Genomic DNA, 23,566 nt, shown 5'->3' with positions numbered 1-23,566 from the left:
TTTATCCCGTGGAGTGCAAACGGTAAATTGTCTGCTCTTCACGGAGAGACAATCATGACCTATCGCAGCAAAGTGGCAACAGTCTATTTACTGAGCCTGTTCCTTGATCTGATTAATATGTTTATTTCGGCGGTGGCCTTTCCTGACATGTCAGTCAGTCTGCAAGCCCCTGTCGCTCATCTGGCCTGGGTCAGCAATGGTTATATTATTGGTCTGACCCTGATCATGCCGCTCAGCGCCTGGCTAAGCCGACGCTTCGGCCCACGCCGTCTGTTTCTGCTGTCATTAACCATATTTAGCCTGGCAACACTGGCTACAGCCGAAGCCAACAGCCTCGGTGAACTGGTCACCTGGCGGATTTTGCAGGGTTTAGGGGGCGGAGCATTAATTCCGGTGGGCCAGGCGCTCACCTGGCATTTTTATCAGGGCAAAGAACGTACCCGCATTTCTACCCTGGTCATGATGGTCGCGTTACTTGCTCCGGCAGTGTCGCCCGCACTGGGGGGATTGCTGGTAGGCTATGCCGGCTGGCATGCGGTTTTACTGGCCGGTCTGCCGGTATCCTTACTGACCCTGTGCTTTGCTTTTTGCTGGTTACTGAAAGACGAACGACACAGCCGTCAGTCACTGCCTGCGCCGGATACAACAGCAATACTGACCAGTGGCGGCGGATTGATCTGCCTGCTTCTGAGCCTCACCCTGTTGAGTGACAAAGACCATCTGTTGAGCGGTCTGCTGTGGCTGGTTCCGGCCATCATGCTGACCTTGCTGTTTGTCCGTCGTAACCGCCGCCAGACGAATCCGCTACTGGCACTGCATTTATTGTCCAGCCCACTGCTGCGGTTTTCGATGCTGGTCTATCTTTGCACCCCCGGTTTTTTTATTGGCGTCAGCATCATTGCCGTATTCTGGCTGCAACAAATAGCCGGACTGAGCGCAGCGCAGAATGGTGCCCTGATGATGGCCTGGTCTGTGGCTGCTTTTTTCGCTATCCATACCAGCGGTAAGCTATTTCAGCGTTACGGACCCGCGCTGTTAATCATTACCGGCTGTCTGATTCAGGCCACAGGTATTGTCTGGCTGGCGGGTATTAGTCAGGCTACCTCACCTCTGCTCCTCAGTGTGTGCTATGCATTGATGGGATTTGGTGGGTCGTTGTGTAGTTCGACTGCACAAAACAGTGCTATGCAGGAGATTGACAGCCCGGAGTTGGCGGATGCCAGCGCGCTGTGGAACATCAATCGCCAGCTGAGTTTTTGTTTTGGCGTTGCCCTGCTGAGTCTGTTGCTGAGCCTGTTACTGCAAACAGTGAGTCTGCTGGCTGCCTACAGAGCCTGTTTTATCGTGGCCGCCTGCGTGACCTGTATACCCGTGCTGGCCAGCCTGAGACTGGGTTTCCGTCCGGTCCCCACTGATACTGATTCACTAAGAGAACCGAAACTATGAATGACTATATAAATAAAGTGGAACATACCCTGAAATCCCTTGAACTCTGGCTGGGTCTGGGTGAAGGAAATCTCGCCAGTTTAACCGACTGTTTTGCTGACGGATTTACCATGATTACCCCGGCAGGAAGCTCTCTGGATAAAACGGGACTGAGGAATTTCCTTCAGACACAACAGGCCAGCCGCCGCGGGCTACGGATTACTTTCGATCAGCTAAAGATAATCCATGAATGGTCGCAGGGGGCTGTCGTCTATTACCGGGAACAACAGAGCCAACAGGATGCTCCGGAAAATATTCGTTGGGCGACAGCCGTGTTCAGTCGTGAAGGAGAAATAGTTCGCTGGTTACATCTTCAGGAAACCCTGCAAAGCTAAACCACGAGTAAAAAAAAGCCGCCCCGGAAGGGCGGCTTTTTAATCAGTATCACTGCTTAGCTAAGTCGCTGTCAGTTAAGACTCTTTGCTGCCACGTGAAGCACGTTTACGATCATTCTCAGTCAAATGACGTTTACGGATACGTACAGACTGAGGAGTCACTTCTACCAGTTCGTCATCATCGATGAATTCCAGAGCTTGCTCCAGAGTCATTTTGATTGCAGGAACCAGAGTGGTGGCTTCATCAGTCCCGGAAGCACGCATGTTGGTCAGTTTCTTACCAGTCAGGCAGTTCACGGTCAGGTCGTTAGAACGTGAGTGAATACCGATGATCTGGCCTTCATAAACTTCAGCACCGTGACCCAGGAACAGCTTACCGCGGTCCTGCAGGCTGTACAGTGCGAAAGCAACCGCTTTACCCTGACCGTTAGAGATCAGTACACCGTTCTGACGCTGACCCACTTCACCCTGACGCAGATCACCGTAGTGGCTGAAGGTAGAGTAAAGTAAACCCGTACCTGAAGTCATCGTCATGAATTCGTTACGGAAACCAATCAGACCACGGCTTGGGATTTCGTAATCCAGACGCACACGACCTTTACCATCCGGGTCCATGTTTTTCATGTCGCCTTTACGCTCACCCATCGCCTGCATCACCGCACCCTGGTGCTGTTCTTCAATATCAAGAGTAACGTTTTCGTAAGGTTCCTGTTTACGTCCGTCAATTTCACGGAAGATAACTTTCGGGCGGGAAACCGCCAGTTCAAAACCTTCACGACGCATGTTTTCGATAAGCACAGATAAGTGCAGCTCACCACGACCAGACACACGGAAAGCATCCGCGTCTTCGGTCTCTTCAACACGCAGTGCCACGTTATGCACCAGTTCTTTCTTCAGGCGATCAAGGATCTGACGCGAAGTGACGTATTTACCTTCTTTACCACAGAATGGTGAGGTATTTACGCAGAAGAACATGCTCACGGTAGGCTCATCAACAGACAATGGAGTCAGCGCTTCCACGTTCTGTGGGTCACACAGGGTGTCAGAGATGTTCAGTTCACCCAGACCGGTGATAGCAATGATGTCGCCAGCTTCAGCTTCAGTGCTCTCGATACGCTCCAGACCCAAGTGGCCCAGTACTTTACCGACTTTACCATTACGGGTTTTGCCTTCAGCATCAATCACAGTGACCTGCTGGTTCGGTTTGACTTTACCGCGTTTGATACGGCCAATCCCGATAACACCCAGGTAGTTGTTGTAATCCAACTGAGAGATCTGCATCTGTAACGGACCATTTAGGTCAACGTTTGGTGCAGGAACATGCTTGATGATAGCTTCGTACAGTGGCGTCATATCTTCCGCCATATCTGCATGGTCATCACCCGCGATCCCCTGAATTGCCGATGCATAGATGATCGGGAAATCCAGTTGCTCGTCGGTCGCATCCAGGTTAACAAACAGATCAAAAACCTGATCTACGACCCAGTCAGGGCGTGCGCCCGGACGGTCGATTTTGTTAATAACAACAATAGGCTTCAGACCATGAGCAAATGCTTTTTTGGTTACGAAGCGCGTCTGTGGCATTGGGCCATCAATCGCATCCACTACCAGCAGAACCGAGTCTACCATCGACATGACACGCTCAACTTCTCCACCGAAGTCGGCGTGTCCCGGAGTATCGACGATATTAATTCGATAGTCGTTCCACTTAATTGCAGTGTTTTTAGCGAGAATAGTAATCCCACGCTCTTTCTCCAAATCGTTGGAGTCCATCACACGCTCAGTTGCTTCGGTACGGGCGTCAAAAGTACCAGACTGTTGTAACAGCTTATCAACCAGGGTCGTTTTTCCATGGTCAACGTGCGCGATGATGGCGATATTACGCAAATTTTCGATCACAGCTTTGCCTCAGGCATTAGAAATAGCGCGCTATTGTACACGGATTAGTCGAAAGACTGAATATGTTCACAGTATTCCTTGAAACTTTCTCAGTGACTTTTTGCTCCCGCTGATTATCAAGGCAGACTACGTTCATTTTTAGTGCAATATTATCGTTATTCCGGCGACATGCACCATAATGGTGCTATATGATGGCAGGGTTTGGATCATTATGGTGCATCACTCCGGTTCGGTGCCTCCCCTTAACGGGGCACAAAGGCCGCTATAACACCGTTTTCAGACAAAATAAAAAGTTGGCACAGATTTCGCTTTATATTATCTAAGCAAAAACGACAGTTTGAAACGGTTGGAAGCTTGTCGGGAACATTGACCGGAAAATGCGCGGCGCCTCGTGATCCTTTACCAGTACAGGTTCTCTACCCACGACAACAATGAATATTTCAGGAGAGTTAGTATGTCCGTTGAACACGTTCTCTCATTGATGAACGAACATGAAGTTAAGTTTGTTGATCTGCGTTTTACCGACAGTAAAGGTAAAGAACAGCATGTAACCATCCCTGCTCACCAGGTTAACGAAGACTTCTTTGAAGAAGGTAAAATGTTCGATGGTTCTTCCATCGGTGGCTGGAAAGGCATTAACGAATCAGACATGGTGCTGATGCCGGATGCAACTACCGCTGTTCTGGACCCATTCTTCGAAGATCCAACCCTGATCATTCGTTGTGATATCCTGGAACCAGGTACACTGCAAGGTTACGACCGTGACCCGCGTTCAATCGCGAAACGCGCTGAAGATTTCCTGCGTTCTTCAGGCATTGCTGACACTGTACTGTTCGGACCTGAACCTGAATTCTTCCTGTTCGACGATGTGCGTTTTGGCGCTACCATGTCTGGTTCTCATGTGGCTATCGACGATATCGAAGCGGCATGGAACACTGGTAAAGCCTACGAAGGCGGTAACAAAGGTCACCGTCCGGGCGTTAAAGGCGGCTACTTCCCAGTGCCTCCGGTCGACTCAGCTCAGGACATCCGTTCTGCTATGTGTCTGACTATGGAGCAGATGGGCCTGGTAGTTGAAGCTCACCACCACGAAGTGGCTACTGCTGGCCAGAACGAAGTGGCAACCCGCTTTAACACCATGGTGAAAAAAGCTGACGAAATTCAGATTTATAAGTATGTGGTACATAACGTAGCGCACGCTTACGGCAAAACTGCCACCTTTATGCCAAAACCAATGTTTGGTGATAATGGTTCAGGTATGCACTGCCACATGTCACTGTCGAAAGACGGTACTAACCTGTTCTCTGGCGACAAATACGGCGGCCTGTCTGAAACTGCTCTGTTCTACATCGGCGGTATCATCAAACATGCTAAAGCGATTAATGCCCTGACTAACCCAACCACCAACTCTTATAAGCGTCTGGTCCCGGGTTATGAAGCACCGGTCATGCTGGCTTACTCTGCCCGTAACCGTTCTGCGTCAATCCGTATCCCTGTGGTTGCCAGCCCGAAAGCACGTCGTATCGAAGCTCGCTTCCCGGATCCAGCGGCTAACCCATACCTGGCGTTTGCGGCACTGCTGATGGCCGGCCTTGACGGTATCATCAACAAAATCCATCCTGGCGATGCGATGGATAAGAACCTGTATGACCTGCCTCCGGAAGAAGAAGCTGAGATTCCAAAAGTAGCAGGATCTCTGGAAGAAGCGCTGAATGCACTGAACGAAGACCGCAGCTTCCTGACCCGTGGTGGTGTTTTCACTGACGATACTATCGATGCTTATATCGCACTGCGCAAAGAAGATGATGACCGCGTACGTATGACTCCGCATCCGGTGGAATTCGAACTTTACTACAGCGTTTAATCTCTCTTGTAGTTTTGTTGCCGTGGAAAATTTTAGCCCATCTCCGGATGGGCTTTTTTCTCCGCAAATTCAGCATTCAGAGGGATATTTCGGTCAGTCAGCTCAGATTTACTGCCTGTTTATTGTCCGAACACAGCGAAAAACACCAGCGAGTCGCCCGCTTATTTCACAGTCAACAGCAGCGTATTTCACTGGTAAACGCGGAGAATTAAACATGATATCCAACACACAGCCCGATGCAGTGCAGATCTTAAACTCTCTCATCAATAGTGTGTTAGTCGTCGATAACAACCTGGTGATCCATTACGCGAACCCGGCAGCACAGCAATTGCTGGCTCAGAGTTCCCGTAAACTGTTTGGTACGCCGCTCCCGGAACTCACCGGCTATTTTTCCTTAAATATTGAGGTGATGCTGGAAAGCCTGCAAGCCGGTCTGGGCTTTACCGACAGTGAAGTGACCATTGTGGTTGATGGCCGGGCGCATATCATGTCTCTTACCGCTCAGCAGTATCCTGACCAACAGATTCTGCTGGAAATGGCGCCGATGGATAACCAACGTCGTCTTAGCCAGGAACAGATTCAGCACGCACAGCAGGTTGCCGCCCGTGATTTAGTGCGCGGTCTGGCTCATGAAATTAAAAATCCGCTCGGCGGATTACGCGGTGCCGCCCAGCTGCTCTCCAGAGCGCTGCCGGATCCGTCATTAAATGAATATACCAAAGTGATTATCGAACAGGCCGACCGGTTACGTAATCTGGTCGACCGGCTGCTGGGGCCTCAACAACCCGGCATGCACGTTACCCAGAGCATTCACCAGGTCGCGGAACGAATTGTTAACCTGGTGTCGATGGAGCTACCGGATAACGTCACTCTGGTCAGAGATTACGATCCCAGTCTGCCTGAATTGCCGCATGACCCGGATCAGATTGAACAGGTTTTACTGAACGTAGTACGTAATGCATTACAGGCGTTGGGCGAAGCTGGAGGCACAATCACCCTGCGGACCCGTACCGCATTTCAGCTAACGCTGCATGGTGTTCGCTACCGTCTGGTGGCGCGGATTGATGTGGAAGATGACGGACCGGGGATCCCCCAGCAGCTGCAGGATACTTTGTTTTATCCCATGGTCAGCGGGCGGGAAGGTGGTACCGGTCTGGGCTTATCCATTGCCCGTAGCCTGATTGACCAACATTCAGGAAAAATAGAATTTAACAGTTGGCCAGGACATACCGAATTTTCGGTGTTCCTGCCTATTCGCCAGTGAGGTTTCCATGCAACGAGGGATAGTCTGGATCGTCGATGACGATAGCTCCATCCGCTGGGTGCTTGAACGCGCGCTCACTGGAGCCGGTTTGAGTTGTACCGCGTTTGATAACGGGGATGATGTGCTGGAGGCTTTAGCCAGCAAAACACCGGATGTATTACTGTCAGATATCCGCATGCCCGGGATGGACGGGCTGGCGTTGCTTAAACAAATTAAGAAACGCCACCCCATGCTGCCGGTTATCATTATGACTGCACATTCCGATCTGGATGCCGCGGTCAGTGCTTACCAGCAAGGCGCGTTTGATTATCTGCCAAAACCTTTTGATATAGATGAAGCGGTCGCTCTGGTAGAACGAGCCATCAGCCATTATCAGGAACAGCAGCAACCGCGCAACCAGCCGGCCAGCGGGCCAACCACCGATATTATTGGTGAAGCGCCGGCAATGCAGGATGTCTTCCGGATTATTGGCCGTCTGTCACGTTCCTCGATCAGTGTGCTAATTAACGGGGAATCAGGAACCGGTAAAGAGCTGGTCGCCCATGCTTTGCACCGCCATAGTCCGCGGGCCAAGTCACCGTTTATTGCCCTGAATATGGCGGCGATCCCCAAAGACCTGATTGAATCTGAGCTGTTTGGTCATGAAAAAGGGGCATTTACCGGGGCTAACTCGGTGCGTCAGGGGCGGTTTGAACAGGCCGATGGCGGCACACTGTTTCTGGATGAAATTGGCGATATGCCACTGGATGTACAGACCCGGCTGCTGCGTGTACTGGCCGACGGACAGTTCTACCGTGTCGGTGGCTATGCTCCGGTGAAAGTGGATGTCCGGATCATTGCAGCGACTCACCAGAACCTGGAATTACGGGTGCAGGAGGGTAAATTCCGTGAGGACTTGTTCCACCGTCTGAACGTTATTCGAATTCATCTGCCTCCGCTGCGTGAACGCCGCGAAGATATCCCACGGCTGGCCCACTATTTCCTGCAGATTGCGGCGCGGGAACTGGGGGTGGAAACCAAGATATTACATCCGGAAACCGAAGCTGCGCTGACTCGTCTGCACTGGTCTGGTAATGTCCGACAGTTAGAAAATACCTGCCGCTGGCTGACAGTCATGGCAGCCGGTCAGGAAGTTCTGATTCAGGACCTTCCACCGGAGCTGTTTGAAACCAGCCCCCCGGAAACCCCGGTACAGTCATCCCCCGATAGCTGGGCCACGCTGCTGGCGCAATGGGCTGACAGAGCATTACGTTCCGGTCATCAGAATCTGTTGTCCGAAGCGCAACCCGAGATGGAAAGAACACTACTGACTACTGCCCTACGTTATACCCAGGGGCATAAACAGGAAGCAGCCCGTCTGTTGGGCTGGGGAAGGAATACGCTAACCCGTAAACTTAAAGAACTGGGCATGGAATAGCAAATTGCTGGTGCTTTACTGGTCCGCAGACAGTGTCTGCGGACCTTTTATTATATGACCCGTGAAAACTGCTGCTGTCGGCTGGCAGCCCGCAGATAGTGGTCAAAGCACATGCAGATATTTCGGATTAACAACCTGCCACGAGCCGTCACCTGTAACCGGCGTAGTTCAAGCGTCACCAGGCCATCCTCAATAAATGGCCTGAGCAGTCGCAGGTCCTCTGCAAAATATTCTTCAAAAACTATCCCCCACTGTTGTTCCGTCGTCGCAAAATCCAGTCTGAACTGGCAAATCAGCGCCTTAATCACATCGCGCCTCAGACAGTCATCCTGACTCAGGCTGACCCCACGCCACAACCCTCTGCCATTGGCCGTCACACTCTCCTGCCACTGATTAAGCACTTTGTGATTCTGGGAATAGCTGTCACCGATCATACTAATGGCTGAAACACCCAATCCCAGTAAATCTGTGTTTCCGTGGGTCGTATACCCCTGAAAATTACGGTGCAGCACCCCGTTCTGCTGGGCTACTGCCAGTTCATCGTCTGGCAGGGCAAAATGATCCATACCGATAAACTGGTATCCTCCACCGGTCAGTGTGGCGATGGTATCCTGCAGAATCATCAGTTTCTGCCGGGCATCCGGCAAATCCGCCGCATTAATTTTACGCTGGGCAGCAAACATCTCCGGCATATGGGCATAATTAAACACGCTGAGACGATCAGGGCGCAGGGAGAGAATTTTCTGCAGGGTGAAAGCAAAACTTTCCGGTGTCTGCTTTGGCAGCCCATAAATCAGGTCAATATTCCCCGAAGTAAAACCCAGTGATTTCGCCCGATCCATCAGTGCAAAGATAAATTCTTCGTCCTGTTCCCGGTTCACCAGTCGCTGGACCTGCTTATTAAAATCCTGCACTCCCATACTTAGCCGGTTAAATCCTTCGCTTTTCAGGTGGTCAAGGACATCCAGTTCAATTTCCCGGGGGTCCAGTTCCAGCGACATCCCGGCATCGGCAGCGAAAGTAAAATGTTGCCTGAGAATCCCTGTCAGCCGGGATATTTGAGCTGTCGTCAGAAATGTCGGAGTTCCGCCTCCCCAGTGCATCTGAACGACGGTACGCTGACGAAACAGCGGCGCTCTGTGGCGAATTTCTGCCTCCAGTGCATCCAGATAACGATCCGCTTTGTGTGCCTGGCGTGTCACCTGCTTATTACAGCCACAGAAGTAGCAGAGCCGATGGCAAAACGGGATATGCAGATAAAGGGACAGAGGCCGGTGAGGATAACGGTGAACCGCTGTCAGGAAATGATTTTCGCTAAAGCGCTCATCGAATTCCAACGCTGTAGGATAAGAGGTATAACGCGGTCCGGAGTAATTATATTTTTCGATTAATGACTGGTCCCACTCGATACGTGGTAATGACATGTTCACTCCTTCCGCTGACGGGGTCTGAAAGAAGTTCGCGATACTCCGGATAACGGTAAGTTTTTTTTGCGACGCAACCGCGATTTCAATCGTGACAGACGACGTAGTTTAGCGAATAACAACAGCAGAAAACACGCATACAGCAGCGCTAAAATTGATCCTGGCCAAAACATAATGAAATATTCCCGGCTGGGGCACAACATTATACACTGTGCCCGGCCATTAAGGTTAGTTACCCTTCAGTAAGCGGTACATATCCTCTTCTGCTTCGGTATCTTCAGCATCGCTGTCATCATCAAGATCGATACCGAGTTTTTCCATCAGTACTTCAATACGATCCAGGGTGCTGTCCAGCCAGGCCTGATCTTCAGCAGGCAATTTCTCACCGTTTTCCAGTCGATCGAGCAGTGCATCAAGACGTTCACTATTTTCGAGAGCAGACAGTTCCTCACGGGCACTTAATACCGGCGCTGCTTCACGACGTTTCACCGCCGGTTTTGCCGCAACGGCTCCCTCGGCCACTAATGGAACGGGTTTTTTACTGCCCAGCCGCGGATCGGCTGCGTCTTTCGTGCCACGGTTGCCCTGGCCCTGTTTTACTTCAGGGTTGCTGCGGTTACCCGTGGCAAGGCCTTTGTGTTTTTTCTGACGCTGGCGTTCACGGCCTTCGATATTGAGTTCGGCACGGGTTTTGCGTTTTGCAGGCTTGGCGCGCGGGGCTTTGGCAGGTTGTTTCATGGTGTTCAGCCTCAACTGTTTTTCTTTAGTATAGAATTGCGGCGAAATCTAGCAGAAACCAGCACAAGAAAAAAGCGACAGCTTACGCTGTCGCTCATTTCATACTTTCTGTCATTCAGAAAGTCATGTATCTCACATCCGGTTAAGATACTCATCTTATCCATCAGATTCATTCCGTCCTGCTGCCTGTTCCCTGGCAGGGTCTGCTCTGTGTCCTTCCCTGAGCCTGATTTTCCCTGAACCTCTCCCTGAGTGACGTGTAATGTAGTTGATTCTGACAATTCTGCAAGGCAGAAAAAGCAGCAAAAATGCATTCTTTTTCACAAGTTGATTTAGAGTGATGATATTTAAAATAAATTTTAATAGTTGTCATTTTTTTTCAGCCATTGTCTGAGATGACAATAGCTGATCTCTTACAGAGTCTGCTGATGCTCAGGGCACAGGCACTTTCGCTCTATAACAGGTATACTGCGGGTATTATCCTGAAATTTACCTGTGGAGCTCGACCTTGTCTGGATGGAATTATCACGTCACCCATTTTGTCACCAGCGCCCCGGACATTCGCCATCTGCCCACAGACAGTGGAGTAGAAGTGGCGTTTGCCGGGCGTTCGAATGCCGGAAAATCAAGTGCATTAAACACATTAACCAACCAGAAGTCACTGGCACGTACCAGTAAGACACCAGGCCGTACTCAGCTGATTAACTTGTTTGAGGTCACTGAGGGAATCCGGCTGGTAGACCTGCCTGGTTATGGTTATGCAGAAGTCCCTGAAGAGATGAAGCTTAAATGGCAGCGGGCATTAGCAGAATACCTGCAAATGCGGGACTCTCTGAAAGGGCTGGTTATTCTGATGGATATTCGCCATCCGATGAAAGATCTGGACCAGCAGATGGTGCAATGGGCAGTCACCAGCCATATCCCGGTGCTGGTGCTACTGACTAAAGCCGATAAGCTGGCGTCAGGCGCCCGGAAAAAACAACTGAATATGGTTCGTGAAATGAGCCAGGCTTTTGAAGGTGATATTCAGGTCGAGTATTTCTCATCCCTGAAGAAGATGGGAGTGGATAAACTCAGCCAGAAACTTGATGACTGGTTCAGCACTTATTCCACCACGGTCGAAGATTCGGCGCCAGAAGAGTCGTAACCTGAGTAAATCATCCGGTTAATTCTGACATAAATATTTACCATAAAAAACGCCCCGTTCACCTGAATGAACGGGGCGGCTAACATTCAGCCAAATCCGATTACGTGAAGTAAAAGGTCTGAAAGATAGAACATCTTACCTCTGTACCCTACGTCTGAAAATGTACCTGATTTTCACCGGTCAATAAAGCCTTTTCTCAGCATTTTTTTAGTAATTTTGATGTTTTATTTCTATGTAAATCACAAAAAAACATTTAGCTTCTTGTCAAAGACCATAATAAATGCTTATACCTCGTAAAAAACAATAATTTCACCAATCTCAGTCAGAAAATCTTTCTAAAATAAATATTTATCACCTTTACGCTGCCCACTTAAGATTAAAATGCGCCTCATCCCTTTGAAATAAAAAAAACCAACATAATGAAACAAAAGGAATTATTTAAACCAACCCCAAAAAATTACGTCAGATGAACCAATTTATTCAGAGAAAATTAATTTTTAATTAAAATAACTGCTCACCCCTGGTTAAAGGTAAAGTGTTATTTTTGAATAAAAAGTAACAATAAATTAACGTTTATGTTTTTTATTATCTGTTTTGTTGTATAGTGCAGTCTGTTTCGATAATGCCTCGTGATTAAAATGTATCCTGTTGATTATAAAATAATTAAAACCCCCTCTCTCTCCCGGGAAATTTCTGGTCAATGATTAAACAGGGGGAAGATATGCTCATTTATTCGGCAGTAACGCAGCATTCAATAATAATGAAAACCGTCAGACAGGGAGGGTGTATAAAAGAAAACTTTAATCACGGGCATGATTTTGTGGGCTAGCTCTAAAATTTGAATAATTAAATTAATCTGAGCACGATATTCCAAAACAATTTTCTGCATCACTCATAGAGTAAAATCCCCTTACATCTAATAAGAATAATTATCATGAAAAAAAATAAAGCAGTGCGCAATAACCCCAAAAAGACACTCGTCATGAGTCTCTTCCTCCTTGGGGCTTCCGCTTATCCGGCCGTCAGCCAGTCTGCGGATGCCTTAAGCTACGACTCCCCCTGGATGTTTGGCGACTGGGGCGGTACCCGTTCACAACTCAAAGATGAAGGTATCGATTTTCAGGTCAATTATACAATGGAGTCTGCGTCGAATCTGGCGGGGGGTTACGATAAATCGACCACGGCCCGCTACAGCGATCAGTGGGCTTTTGGGGTCAATCTGGACCTTGAAAAACTGCTGAACTGGAACGACGCCGAGTTCCAGATGACCATCACCAACCGTGACGGTCGAAATGTTTCTGATCAGGTAGGCGATCCACGGGCCCCGATGTTGTCTTCCGTTCAGGAAGTTTATGGCCGTGGGCAGACCTGGCGTCTGACACAATTCTGGTTAAGAAAAGGTTTCTTTGATCACACCCTGGACGTTAAAGCTGGTCGTGTTACCGTGGGCGAAGACTTTGATACCATTGACAGCAAATTCCAGAACCTTGCATTTGGCAATGGCCAGGCCGGTAACTGGCGTGGCGATCACTGGTATAACTGGCCGGTCTCTCAGTGGGGTGGTCGGGTAAAACTCTATTTTACTCCTGAAGTCTTTATGCAGGTCGGTTTCTACAACCAGAACCCGTACAACTATGATCGTGGCGATGGCTTCCGCTTCGAATTTAGCCCGACTTCCGGCAACCTGGTTCCGGTCGAACTGGGCTGGACCCCAAAACTTGGGCCTGAGGGTCTGCCGGGTAACTATCGTATTGGTTATTACTATTCCTCAACACATGATGATGTGTATGGTTCATGGCGTAATGGTGGCTATAACGATACCGCACATTCCTATGGCGGCTACCTGGTTGCTCAACAACAGCTGACCAGTTGGCGCGGTGATGCTAAACGTGGTCTGACACTGACAGTTCAGGCCGTGATGAATGATCACAAAACCTCAAAAACCGATAACTATCAGTCAGTCTCTCTGGTATGGAAAGGGCCGTTTGATGCCCGTCCTGACGATGAAATCGGTATTGGTGCCAGCCGTATCCACGTTAACTCCAGTTACACCCGGATGTTAACCGATGAAAACCGGTTCTACGGTGCCAACAGCTACGAGAGCCCGACTTATCTGCCGGTACAGAAAGGGGCTGAATATGACTATGAGATTTATTACAACGTTCAGGCTACCAAATGGCTGCAGGTTCGCCCAAACCTGCAGTATGTGACCTCACCGGGTGCCGTTAGCCGGGTGCAGAATGCCTTTATCGGCGGAATCGCCGCTAACGTTAATTTCTAATCCTGTCTGAACGGAAAGGCTGCTTTCGCAGCCTTTCCGTATCACTATCCTCCGCCCGGCGTTACACTGGATATCCGAAACACTTTGCTGCAGCAGGCAGATTCATTGTGCCGGTGAGCTAAAGGTAGACATCAGAACATCCCGAGGGAGGTCAGGCAGTGCAATCAGCTAACAACAGAGTCCGGATAGTCAACACACAGACACTTTCTGATGACTGGTATCTGCTCAAAAAATACACTTTTGATTTTCAGAGACGGGATGGTTCATGGCAGCGCCTGAACCGTGAAGCCTATGACCATGGAGATGGTGCAGCACTATTGTTGTACAACCGCGAACGCCAGTCGGTCGTTCTCACCCGTCAGTTCCGTCTGCCGGCGTTTGTGAACGGTAGCGATGGTATGCTGATTGAGGTGGCGGCTGGCTTACTTGAGGGCGAACAGCCGGAAGAGAGAATTCGGAAAGAGGCTGAGGAAGAAACCGGCTACCGGATAGGTAAGGTTGAGAAAGTTTTTGAAGCCTGGATGAGTCCGGGTTCTGTGACCGAAAAACTGCACCTGTTTGTGGCAGAGTATCAGCCAGCGGATCAGGTGAGTCCGGGAGGCGGATTGCAGGAAGAAGGTGAGGATCTGGAAGTGCTGGAGATGAGCTTTAGTGAAGCCTTACAGGCGATGAAAGCCGGTGCCATTAACGATGCCAAAACCATCATGCTGTTACAATACGCAGCTCTCAACCAATTGATTTAACGGTGATATTTTACATTGCCTGCCGGATAAATACTCCGGCAGACAACATTTACTCAGGTTATACCAGAACGTTTTTCAGCAGATGATCCGCCAAGCGCAGACTTAGCGCAGCCCCTGTGAGAGTAGGGTTCATACAGGATGCCGAAGGCATCACACTGGTCCCGGCAATATACAGGTTCGGATGATCATGGGTACGGCAATCAGAATTCACCACCGAATTTTTCGGGTCATCACCCATAATAGTGGTTCCCATTATATGCTGACGATCCTGATAATTGGTGTCGATTTTCAGGACATCTCCCCCCAATAATTTTGCAAAATTCGCAAAATCTTTCAGCCCTTCTTCTTTCCCTGCCTGCCAGTAATCGGTCACACTGTATGATATTTCTGGCAACGGGATTCCAATGGCATCGGTTTTGGTTTTGCTCGGGACAATCCGGTTTTCCGGCAATGGGACTGTCTCAAAATCAATGGCAAAGTTCAGTGAACGGGCTGACAGTTTACGCAACTGCTCATCCAGTTCCGAGCCTAATACCCCTTTGCTAATCAAACCGGACGCATAATCAGCTGTCGGTACGGTATTACGCACTTTGATTTTATAGCTCGGGAAAGTTTTTCTGAACTCACCATCACGATTATTAAGATAGACCAGTAATTCTGTCGGTCCCTGCCCCGGCCAGACGTCTTCCGCCATCATAAAGTTCATACTAATGCCGGTATGCCCCATCAGATTACGGCCGACCTGATCAGAGGAGTTAGCAATACCCTTCGGATATTTCTCTGAGGTAGACATCAGCAATAACTTCGGCGACTCAATCCCATAGGCAGCCACAATAAACAGGTTCGCTGTCAGAGAATGTTCGGAACCGTCGGGTTTTTTATACCAGATCCGGGTGATTTTACCGCTGTCATCTGCCTCGATTTTATACACTACCGAATTGTCGAGTAACTTAGCCCCGAGCCGTTCTGCCTCATCGATATGCATCGAACCATCGTATTTAGCGCCAATCGGGCATACCGGGTTGCAGTTATTATTACCTGCGCATACCGGACGATTTCCCCAGGGACGGGTGGCCCGGCCATTCGGTTCCAGTACGGGGTTATAGCCGCCTTTACCCAGTAATTCAGTCAGCCGGTCAAACATATAGCTGGTCGGCAAGCCTGGCATCGGGAAAGGTTTAGAGCGCGGAGGCCAGGGTTTACCCCCGTGTCCGCTCTCATCCTGTCCATCCACCCCGGACACTCCCAACGCATGCTCGGCTTCGCAATACCAGGGTTCCAGCTCGTCGTAGCCAAATGGCCAGTCTCTGCCATGCCCGTATAAGGTCTTCAATTTAAAATCATTTGGAATCATGCGCCATAAAGCAGATCCAAAGTGCCAGGTGGTACCGCCGACAACACGCAGGTATTTCGTCGGATATTTTACCGGCCCCACCTGTTGCAGGTAATTGCCATAAGTGGAAGGAACATGGGGCAAATCAGGATACGGCGAACCGACACCCTGTAATTTCATATTGGTGAGTGACATCTTGAACGGTGAGTTTCTGAACCGGTCAACAATTTGCTGGCGTGTTACCCGTGGCCCCGCCTCAACAATGATCACTGATTTTCCGGCGGCAGCAAGCTGAGTCGCTAACAGCCCCCCCATCACCCCGGAACCAATAATAATGACTTCTGCATCTACGTTATTCTGACTCATACTGCCGGCCCCTGGTATGCGGGTTTATTGTCAACGGCGGCCCAGGAAATCGGACCACTGCCATAGGTTGGAACCACAAGAATGCCTTTGGTGGGCACATACATCATCGCATCTGCATAAGCGATGAGTTCCAGTTTCTCGTCGTTGCCTACCACCCCTGTGTACCAGGCAGAAATGACCTGAGCTGCTGCCTGTCGTAAATCGCTTCCGATCGCATTTTTCTGCAGAAAATCATCGATATTTTGATATTTACCCGGTTGAATATCCTGTTTAAGCAATCCCAGCTTCTGATCAAATTTATCATCATGGCGATGCAGTGCATCGTAGTAACGCTGAGCCAGTATTGGGTTCACCCGACGATTGACTAAAAATTCAGATAACGGGATAAAACCACTGTCCTGAAGCGCCGCGGCGGCTGCACGGAAAGAAGGGAATAGTGAACCACATAATCCGGCAACCGACAGGATACCCACCCCCTGCAGCAGGCGGCGACGTGAAATCCCGGAAGAATGGCGATTATTTGCTGTCATTTTTTCCCCCTTCTGCGTACAGCAGCTACGATCAGCCCCAGAATCACCAACACAATCAATCCACCCACCGCTAACACTGCCGGATTCGACAGATAAGCGATAGCGGGTACAGGACCGCCTTCACGGACGGTTTTCACCTGATCGGCCGTGACAGTCAGTGAAGCATTTCCGTAATTTTTTAAGACATAGTTAGCCACATCAGCAATTTGCTGATCATTGAGCCTGTCGACAAAGGATGCGGCAGGTCCGAATGCCGGCATCGCCACATACTGACCGTCGGCGTGACGGCGTACACCAAACAGAATGGTCGCAATCAGGTTGTCCGGCTGAGCGGCACCGGTCGCACTGTTGTGGAATAACGACGGATAAAACTCGCTACCTTCACCGTTGGCCTGATGGCAGTTTGCACAACTGTTGCTGAAAACAACCCAGCCGGCATCCGGATGATCGGTCGCCCGCATAGCAGCCTCACTGTCTGAAGGCGCACCCTGGGTAAAACGTGATTCCGTCGCTGTAGCCCCGGAGGCAGGTACCTGTTTCAGCCAGGCGACAATGGCATGCAAATCATCATCACTCAGGTGTTGCAGGCTGTTCTCAATGGCCTCCGCCATAGGACCCGCCGCCTGTGCTTTTCCGGCAACATGACCGGTTTTCAGGTACTGAAACAGCTGGTCATCGCTCCAGCTGCCAATACCGGCAGTTTTATCCGACGTGATATTCGGGGCATACCAGCTACCTACCTGCCCGCCAGATAATGCCAGATCATTCTTCTGGCCCATCAGGAAGTTACGGGGGGTATGACAGGCATCACAGTGCTCCAGCACATTGACCAGGTAATCACCACGGTTAAGCTGAGCTGACTTCTGGCTGTCCGGAGTGAAACGCTGCTGGCTGGAAAACAGCATATTCCACAGCGCCATACTGCTGCGAATTGAGAACGGGAACGGAAGACGGGTGGCCGGTGCCGGAGTATCGACCGGTGCCACCCCGTGCATAAAATACTGATACAGTGCATGAATATCACTGTCAGTCATTTTACTGTAGGAGGTATAAGGCATTGCCGGGTAAAGGTGGTCACCCTGTGCATTAATCCCCTCCCTGACGGCCCTGGCAAATTGCTGCTCAGTGTATTTACCAATACCGGCAGTAACTGACGGGGTAATATTGCTGGCGATAATATTGCCCATCGGTGAGGCTATCGCATAGCCTCCCGCCATAGCCGCCCCACTGCCAGGGGAGTTATGACAAGCGCCACAGTCAGCAGCCACTGACAAATACTTTCCTTGCTCAATTATCGTCGATGCTGAAGGATTGTCTGCCGCCTGCACAGCCTTTCCCGAAAACACCGAGAGCCCGATAATTAAAGCCAGACTCGTTGGTCTCACTTTTACACTCCTGCTCATAGCTTCAGTTATTAATCAAAACATCCCCTTGCTGGTCACGGCTAAAGCCGTGGATCAGCGAGGCGAAAATAAAAATAATTTTTTTACGTCTTATTATTTGGAACTGCTGTTTATGATTTAAAAAACAGTAATGACACCAATCCTGCGGCGATTAATGGCCCTACCGGTACACCTTTGAAAAAAGCAACGCCGATAATGGTTCCCACCAGTAATCCCCCGACAATTCCGGGCTGGGCTGACAGGAAAGTGACACCCCGCCCACCGACCCATGAGACAAAAATACCAATCACGATGGCGGAAAGAGATTTCCAGTCCACCAGGGTACGTATCAGCGAACGAAGTGTCATATCACCACTGGCCAGGGGGGCGATCACTCCAATCGTCAGGATGATGATGCCAATGGTCACCCCCTGGGTTTCGATAAAAGGAAAGAACCGGGACAGCGGGGTAATTTTTATCAGGAAAAGGGCGACCACGGCATAAACAACCGCCATATTGTGGCCCACCATTCCCAGCACACCAATCAACAGCAGTAACAGGTATGGGAGCAAACTATTCACGCGCTTCCCCTGCCAGAACCGCCAGTGCTTTGGCAAAAAAATCCGGACTGCCAAAATTTCCTGATTTCAGGGCCAATGCCAGCGGTTGATCTCCCGTGGTCTGCAATACCGGCACGCCAGGATCTATCTCTTTTCCGACGGCCAGATGACCGAGCGATAATGCGCTGACGACCGCTCCGGAGGTTTCACCACCGCCCACCACCAGCCGACGAATTCCGGCTTCCACCAGTAACCTGGCGGTGTCGCCAAACAGATTTTCCAGAGCCGCAGACGTTTCCTGCTGACCATATTTTTGCTGGCTGACAGCTACTTCTTCAGGTGTTCCGGAAGAATAAATGAGTGGTGCCTGCCCCTGGTGGCTGAGAATAAATTCCACCAGGCTTTTGGCACTCACCTGCCCTTCCATCACCTGTTCCACAGATACCGCAAGCACCGCCGCCTGCCGGCGATGATTTTCAATCTGTCCCAGTGTTGCACCGGAACAACTGCCCACCAGAATAGCTTCCGGTCCGTGAATTGCGGGCAATGAACCGTCAGACGGTTTCGCCTTCCCCCCGCGAATAAAATTATGCGGTAACCCGGAGGCAATCGCCGATCCCCCGGATAACAGCGGTAAACCGGCACAGGCCAGACCGATCTCTGCCAGATCATGGTCGGTTATCGCATCGGTCACGATCAGCCGGGGGCCTTCCGCTGCCAGACTGGCCAGTTGAGATTTTATCTCTGCCGCCCCTGAACAGACGGTCTGCCAGGGAATATGACTGACCGGGATGGTTGCCTGAGCACTCAGCAACCGACGAACATCGGCATCTTTCATTGGAGTCACCGGATGATGCTGCATCCCCGATTCATTGAGCAGTTTGTCGTGGACAAACAAATGTCCCTGGTACAGCGTGCGGCCCAGGGCGGGAAATGAAGGACACACCACAATACTTTTTGCCGATAAATGGCGGGCAAGGGCATCCAGTACCGGACCAATATTCCCCTGAGCGGTAGAGTCAAAGGTCGAACAATACTTAAAGATAATTTGCTGACATCCCTGGGCCTGTAACCAACGACAGGCCGCCAGTGACTGACTCACTGCCAGTTCTGCCGCCACTGAACGACTTTTCAGGGCAACCACCCCGGCATCAATGGACGAGTCAGCCGGGCCTGTCGGCACTCCCAGATATTGCGCAGTTTTCAGGCCGCCTTCGCCCTTTAAGCCACGGGCCAGAGTGACTGCAATATCACTCGCTCCGGTAAAATCATCCGCGATTACCCCAATCAACATGCCTGCTACCCTCAGAGAAAATTAGCCATAGAATTGTTTTTTTAATGCGTTTACTGCGGCATGTGGTGCGGCCAGTACACGGGTGTTGACCTTAGCACTGACAGCCTCCAGCGCCCGTGACGTCGAGAAATGGGCCAGCATAATGGCATCACACTCTGCCAGTTCAGGTGCGCGTTCAGCCACCAAACGGTTATGCTGGTCTGCCTCTCCCTGACGTAACAGATCTATGGCATCGGCCACCACCAGCGTTTTCAGTGTGGCATTGCTGTTTTGCTGCCTGGCATATTCCGCAAATTCTGCTTCCATCGTGATAACCGACGGCGCAAATGTCGCCAGCATGCCAATGTTTTTCCCCGCCTGCAGGGCCTCTGCGAACATCGCCTCATTGGGCTTCAGTACCGGAATCGGCAATTCCCGGGCCATCTGTTCGATGGCCGGACCAAATGCTGAGCAAGTGACCAGTATCGCAGATGCACCGCAGGCATGACCGTACCGACCAAATTTAACAAACCTATCACATAGCTCCGCAGAGAGTTCCTTTTCTTTCGCCCGGTCAATGGTCAGACCATCATCCAGCAGATTGACCAGTTCAGCTTCCGGCCATAACTCTTTAAATGCACTGTGAACCGGCGCCATTGCTACAGGGGTGGCATGAAGTAAAACGATCCGATGCGTCATTAACTCCTCCGTCATCCGGGTTTCATCAACAGATTGCTGATAATTTAGCGGTCAATAGTACTGTAAAGACGGAATGTAATGGCTTACAAAATAGTTATTATAGTGACGAGCTTCACAAAAATATATGAACAGGATGTTAATTTATCATTAAACAGCACAGATTATAAGCATTCAATTGTAACCGCTTACATTTCGGGTGACCCCCGGAAAGCTGTTGTCTTTAAGGATGAACATTTCACTATGACGGTATCTCTTACTCCCGCGCCTCAGGAAAAATCAACAGAGATTCCTGTGAGCCAGTCCCGCCCGGCCAGCACTGTACCGCACCAGTTTCGCGATCTGCTGGCTCTGGATGATTTTGAACGTCACGCCAGACGCCGTTTGCCACCGATGATTTACCAGTATGTGGCTGGCGGTGTGGAAACCGGACGCGGTATTACCGCGAATTTCGAAGCCTATCAGCAATATACCTTTCTGCCGCGGATGTTCCGTGACGTCTCCGGTCGCGACCAGGGGACCGAACTATTTGGCAAGCGCTGGCGTCACCCGTTTGGTATAGCGCCACTGGGCGGTGCTTCTTTTGTCTCTTACCGGGCAGACATCAGTCTGGCCCGGGCCGCCAAAGCCATGGATGTTCCGATGATCCTCAGTGCCTCTTCGCTGATTCGTCTGGAAGATGTGATTGCCGAAAACCCGGATGCCTGGTTTCAGGCTTACCTGGCCGGCGATCAGCCCCGTATCGACCGGTTGCTCGACAGGGTAGAACAGGCGGGATACCGGACACTGGTGGTCACCGGAGATACCCCGATGCTGGGTAACCGCGAACACAACACCCGTAGCGGCTTTAGTATGCCGATTAAAATTACGCCCAAAGTCATGTGGCAGAGTGCCACCAGCCCTCGCTGGCTGCTGGGTACCGTGGCGCAAACTTACCTTCGCCACGGGGCTCCGCATTTTGAAAATACCGATGCTGAGCGCGGCCCACCGATGATGTCTAACAAAGTCCGCAATACCAATGCCCGTGACAAGCTCAGCTGGACGCATGTTGAAGCAATCCGCCGACGCTGGAAGGGAAATCTGGTGATTAAAGGGCTGATGACACCAGCAGACGTATTTATGGCCAGAGACTGTGGTGCCGATGCTGTCATCCTGTCTAACCACGGAGGCCGACAGTTGGATTACACCGTACCGCCGCTACATACTTTACCGGAAATTGCGGCAGGGAAAGGCCAGATGAAGGTGATTATCGACAGTGGTATTCGTCGCGGTACCGATGTGATGAAAGCCATGGCTCTGGGCGCGGATTTTGTGTTTCTCGGCCGACCATTCTTATACGCCAGCGTTATCGGTGCAGCACCCTGTATTGAGCATGCGATGCATATTTTGCGCGATGAGATTGACCGTGATATGGCGTTAATAGGCGTCAGAAATCCTGCAGAACTGGATAAAAGCTATCTGAGACGCGGCCCATGGTTTGATAAAGATTTGTAACTGCCCGGAATCTGCCTGACACCTGACACGGCATGCTCTGCATGCCGTGTTATTTTTGTGGAGCACTACCGGTACTGCCACGGATAATCAACTGTGGGGTGACACAGGTCAACGGCTCAGTACGGACATCCTGTAGTGATGACAGTAAATATTCTGCGGCCAGTCTGCCAATTTCCGCCAGATCCACCCGCATGGTGGTGAGTGGATGCTCAAGATGCTCGGCATATTCATAATCATTAAATCCGGTAATCGAAATATCATTAGGAATACGCAGATAGCGTTCTCTGGCTGCCCGCATCGCACCAAACGCCAGTAAATCATTGCCGCAAATTACCGCCGTTGGCGGATTAGGACCATCCAGCAAACGGAACATTGCTTGTCGGGCATCATTCATCGTGAAAGCACTGCCGACACAGTTTTCAGGAGCCAGAGATAACCCTGCATCATGTAACCCCTGACGAATACCCTCCAGTCGCTCAGACAACCGGTCGTTGGACGGAGGGCTGCCAAAGATCACGGCAAATTCACGATGCTGCAGATCCAACAGGTGCTGCAACAGCTGCCGTGATGCCAGGATACTGTCATAACCGACACTTGGCCGGTGCTGGTCGATAGAGAAAGTCTGGATGTAAGGAATTTGCTGCTGTTCCAGTCGTTCCCATAACCGCGGATGATGAGTATGTCCGACCAGCATTAATGCATCGATACCATACTCAAGCAGCTTATTGACTTCGTTCAGCTCAATATCCATATCGAAGCCTGAATTTGCCAACAGCAGAGTATATCCTTGCTTGTGTATCATCTTTTGAAACGCATCAATCGGCCGGGAAAAGGTTTCTATTGCCAACGTAGGTACCACTGCACCAATCGTCATACTTTTGCGTGATGCCAGAGTTCTCGCGGCACGGTTAATCACATACCCGAGTTCTTTGCAGGCTCTTTCAACTGCTTCTCTGCGTGATTCCCTGACCGTAGCACTACCATTCAGTACCCGGGACACGGTCGCCGTGGATACCCCGGACAACCGGGCTACGTCTTCCAGAGAGACACGTGTCGTATTCGGTTTATCAGCCATGATAAATCTCCTAAAAGGTGATGCTCGCCACAAAATTAACACAGAAACCGGCTATCACTTTGAAAGCGCTTACTTTCATCTTGACTGATTCTTGTAATCGCTTACTTTTACGCAATGTTAATAGTGTAGATGAATGTTGTAGATCACTGTTACTAAAATTTACCATTGATTAACATAATTGTGGTGACATACCACGGCCTGTACCCCTGCATATATAAGCCACACCACGGCAGACAAACTGACGGGTGATAATTCTAAAG

General features: G+C 50.3%; 19 protein-coding genes. 9 read left to right on the top strand and 10 right to left on the bottom strand.

Annotated features, from left to right (window positions below; translation table 11 throughout):
- Positions 1-54 precede the first annotated feature (54 nt).
- Positions 55-1,446, top strand: coding sequence for an MFS transporter (locus tag B3Z23_RS11205; RefSeq protein ID WP_294909501.1), 1,392 nt, complete (start codon positions 55-57; stop codon positions 1,444-1,446).
- Positions 1,443-1,820 (top strand): DUF4440 domain-containing protein, encoded by a 378-nt coding sequence (locus B3Z23_RS11200; RefSeq protein WP_294909500.1) that lies wholly within the window; start codon positions 1,443-1,445, stop codon positions 1,818-1,820. Before B3Z23_RS11205 ends, B3Z23_RS11200 begins: the two co-directional genes overlap by 4 nt.
- Positions 1,821-1,895: 75 nt before the next feature.
- Here B3Z23_RS11200 and typA read toward each other — a convergent pair whose 3' ends face one another.
- Positions 1,896-3,719: a ribosome-dependent GTPase TypA gene (gene typA / locus B3Z23_RS11195; RefSeq protein WP_294909498.1), complete on the bottom strand. Its 1,824-nt coding sequence runs from the start codon at positions 3,717-3,719 to the stop codon at positions 1,896-1,898.
- 454 nt (positions 3,720-4,173) lie between these two features.
- On the opposite strand from typA, the gene glnA reads away from it, so the two are divergent.
- The 3 genes from glnA (at position 4,174) to glnG (ending at position 8,264) form a co-directional block, all read left to right on the top strand.
- Complete coding sequence (gene glnA / locus B3Z23_RS11190) at positions 4,174-5,583, top strand: glutamate--ammonia ligase (RefSeq protein ID WP_038016325.1); 1,410 nt, start codon at positions 4,174-4,176, stop codon at positions 5,581-5,583.
- Positions 5,584-5,797: 214 nt separating this feature from the next.
- Positions 5,798-6,847 carry a nitrogen regulation protein NR(II) gene (gene glnL, locus B3Z23_RS11185; protein WP_038016323.1) on the top strand — a complete coding sequence of 350 codons (1,050 nt, stop codon included), beginning with the start codon at positions 5,798-5,800 and terminating at the stop codon, positions 6,845-6,847.
- Positions 6,848-6,854: 7 nt separating this feature from the next.
- Positions 6,855-8,264 (top strand): nitrogen regulation protein NR(I), encoded by a 1,410-nt coding sequence (gene glnG, locus B3Z23_RS11180; protein ID WP_294909495.1) that lies wholly within the window; start codon positions 6,855-6,857, stop codon positions 8,262-8,264.
- A gap of 50 nt (positions 8,265-8,314) precedes the next feature.
- Here the strand turns inward: glnG and hemN are convergent, their stop codons facing one another.
- Positions 8,315-9,688 (bottom strand): oxygen-independent coproporphyrinogen III oxidase, encoded by a 1,374-nt coding sequence (hemN, locus tag B3Z23_RS11175; protein WP_294909493.1) that lies wholly within the window; start codon positions 9,686-9,688, stop codon positions 8,315-8,317.
- A gap of 228 nt (positions 9,689-9,916) precedes the next feature.
- Positions 9,917-10,426 carry a Der GTPase-activating protein YihI gene (gene yihI, locus B3Z23_RS11170; RefSeq protein ID WP_294909491.1) on the bottom strand — a complete coding sequence of 170 codons (510 nt, stop codon included), beginning with the start codon at positions 10,424-10,426 and terminating at the stop codon, positions 9,917-9,919.
- A 508-nt stretch (positions 10,427-10,934) separates the two neighbouring features.
- Between yihI and yihA the strand changes: the two genes are divergently transcribed.
- From yihA to B3Z23_RS11155, 3 genes are all read left to right on the top strand, one after another.
- Positions 10,935-11,573 carry a ribosome biogenesis GTP-binding protein YihA/YsxC gene (gene yihA, locus B3Z23_RS11165; RefSeq protein ID WP_038016700.1) on the top strand — a complete coding sequence of 213 codons (639 nt, stop codon included), beginning with the start codon at positions 10,935-10,937 and terminating at the stop codon, positions 11,571-11,573.
- A 934-nt stretch (positions 11,574-12,507) separates the two neighbouring features.
- The gene (locus B3Z23_RS11160) at positions 12,508-13,854 is read left to right on the top strand and encodes a carbohydrate porin (protein ID WP_414716484.1); all 1,347 of its coding nucleotides are present in this window, start codon (positions 12,508-12,510) and stop codon (positions 13,852-13,854) included.
- A 158-nt stretch (positions 13,855-14,012) separates the two neighbouring features.
- Positions 14,013-14,597: an NUDIX domain-containing protein gene (locus B3Z23_RS11155; protein ID WP_294909488.1), complete on the top strand. Its 585-nt coding sequence runs from the start codon at positions 14,013-14,015 to the stop codon at positions 14,595-14,597.
- A 58-nt stretch (positions 14,598-14,655) separates the two neighbouring features.
- Here the strand turns inward: B3Z23_RS11155 and B3Z23_RS11150 are convergent, their stop codons facing one another.
- The 6 genes from B3Z23_RS11150 to B3Z23_RS11125 form a co-directional block, all read right to left on the bottom strand.
- Positions 14,656-16,296: a GMC family oxidoreductase gene (locus B3Z23_RS11150; RefSeq protein WP_294909486.1), complete on the bottom strand. Its 1,641-nt coding sequence runs from the start codon at positions 16,294-16,296 to the stop codon at positions 14,656-14,658.
- Positions 16,293-16,826 (bottom strand): sugar dehydrogenase complex small subunit, encoded by a 534-nt coding sequence (locus tag B3Z23_RS11145; RefSeq protein ID WP_294909484.1) that lies wholly within the window; start codon positions 16,824-16,826, stop codon positions 16,293-16,295. Before B3Z23_RS11145 ends, B3Z23_RS11150 begins: the two co-directional genes overlap by 4 nt.
- A complete protein-coding gene (locus B3Z23_RS11140) occupies positions 16,823-18,229 on the bottom strand; it encodes a c-type cytochrome (RefSeq protein WP_294909482.1) in 1,407 nt (468 codons plus the stop codon). Before B3Z23_RS11140 ends, B3Z23_RS11145 begins: the two co-directional genes overlap by 4 nt.
- 110 nt (positions 18,230-18,339) lie before the next feature.
- Positions 18,340-18,780, bottom strand: coding sequence for a DUF441 domain-containing protein (locus B3Z23_RS11135; protein WP_294910240.1), 441 nt, complete (start codon positions 18,778-18,780; stop codon positions 18,340-18,342).
- 1 nt (position 18,781) lies between these two features.
- On the bottom strand, positions 18,782-20,062 hold the full coding sequence (gene otnK / locus B3Z23_RS11130) for a 3-oxo-tetronate kinase (RefSeq protein ID WP_294909480.1): 1,281 nt from the start codon (positions 20,060-20,062) through the stop codon (positions 18,782-18,784).
- A 21-nt stretch (positions 20,063-20,083) separates the two neighbouring features.
- Positions 20,084-20,740, bottom strand: coding sequence for an aspartate/glutamate racemase family protein (locus B3Z23_RS11125; RefSeq protein ID WP_294909478.1), 657 nt, complete (start codon positions 20,738-20,740; stop codon positions 20,084-20,086).
- 240 nt (positions 20,741-20,980) lie between these two features.
- Here B3Z23_RS11125 and B3Z23_RS11120 point away from each other — a divergent pair, with 240 nt between their 5' ends.
- A complete protein-coding gene (locus B3Z23_RS11120) occupies positions 20,981-22,231 on the top strand; it encodes an alpha-hydroxy acid oxidase (protein WP_294909476.1) in 1,251 nt (416 codons plus the stop codon).
- A 49-nt stretch (positions 22,232-22,280) separates the two neighbouring features.
- Here B3Z23_RS11120 and B3Z23_RS11115 read toward each other — a convergent pair whose 3' ends face one another.
- Positions 22,281-23,306, bottom strand: coding sequence for a LacI family DNA-binding transcriptional regulator (locus B3Z23_RS11115; RefSeq protein ID WP_294909474.1), 1,026 nt, complete (start codon positions 23,304-23,306; stop codon positions 22,281-22,283).
- Positions 23,307-23,566: the final 260 nt, after the last annotated feature.

It is taken from the genome of Tatumella sp. UBA2305 (assembly GCF_002345795.1).
GTDB lineage: Bacteria > Pseudomonadota > Gammaproteobacteria > Enterobacterales > Enterobacteriaceae > Tatumella > Tatumella morbirosei.
This window is presented reverse-complemented; position numbering and strand designations above follow the sequence as displayed.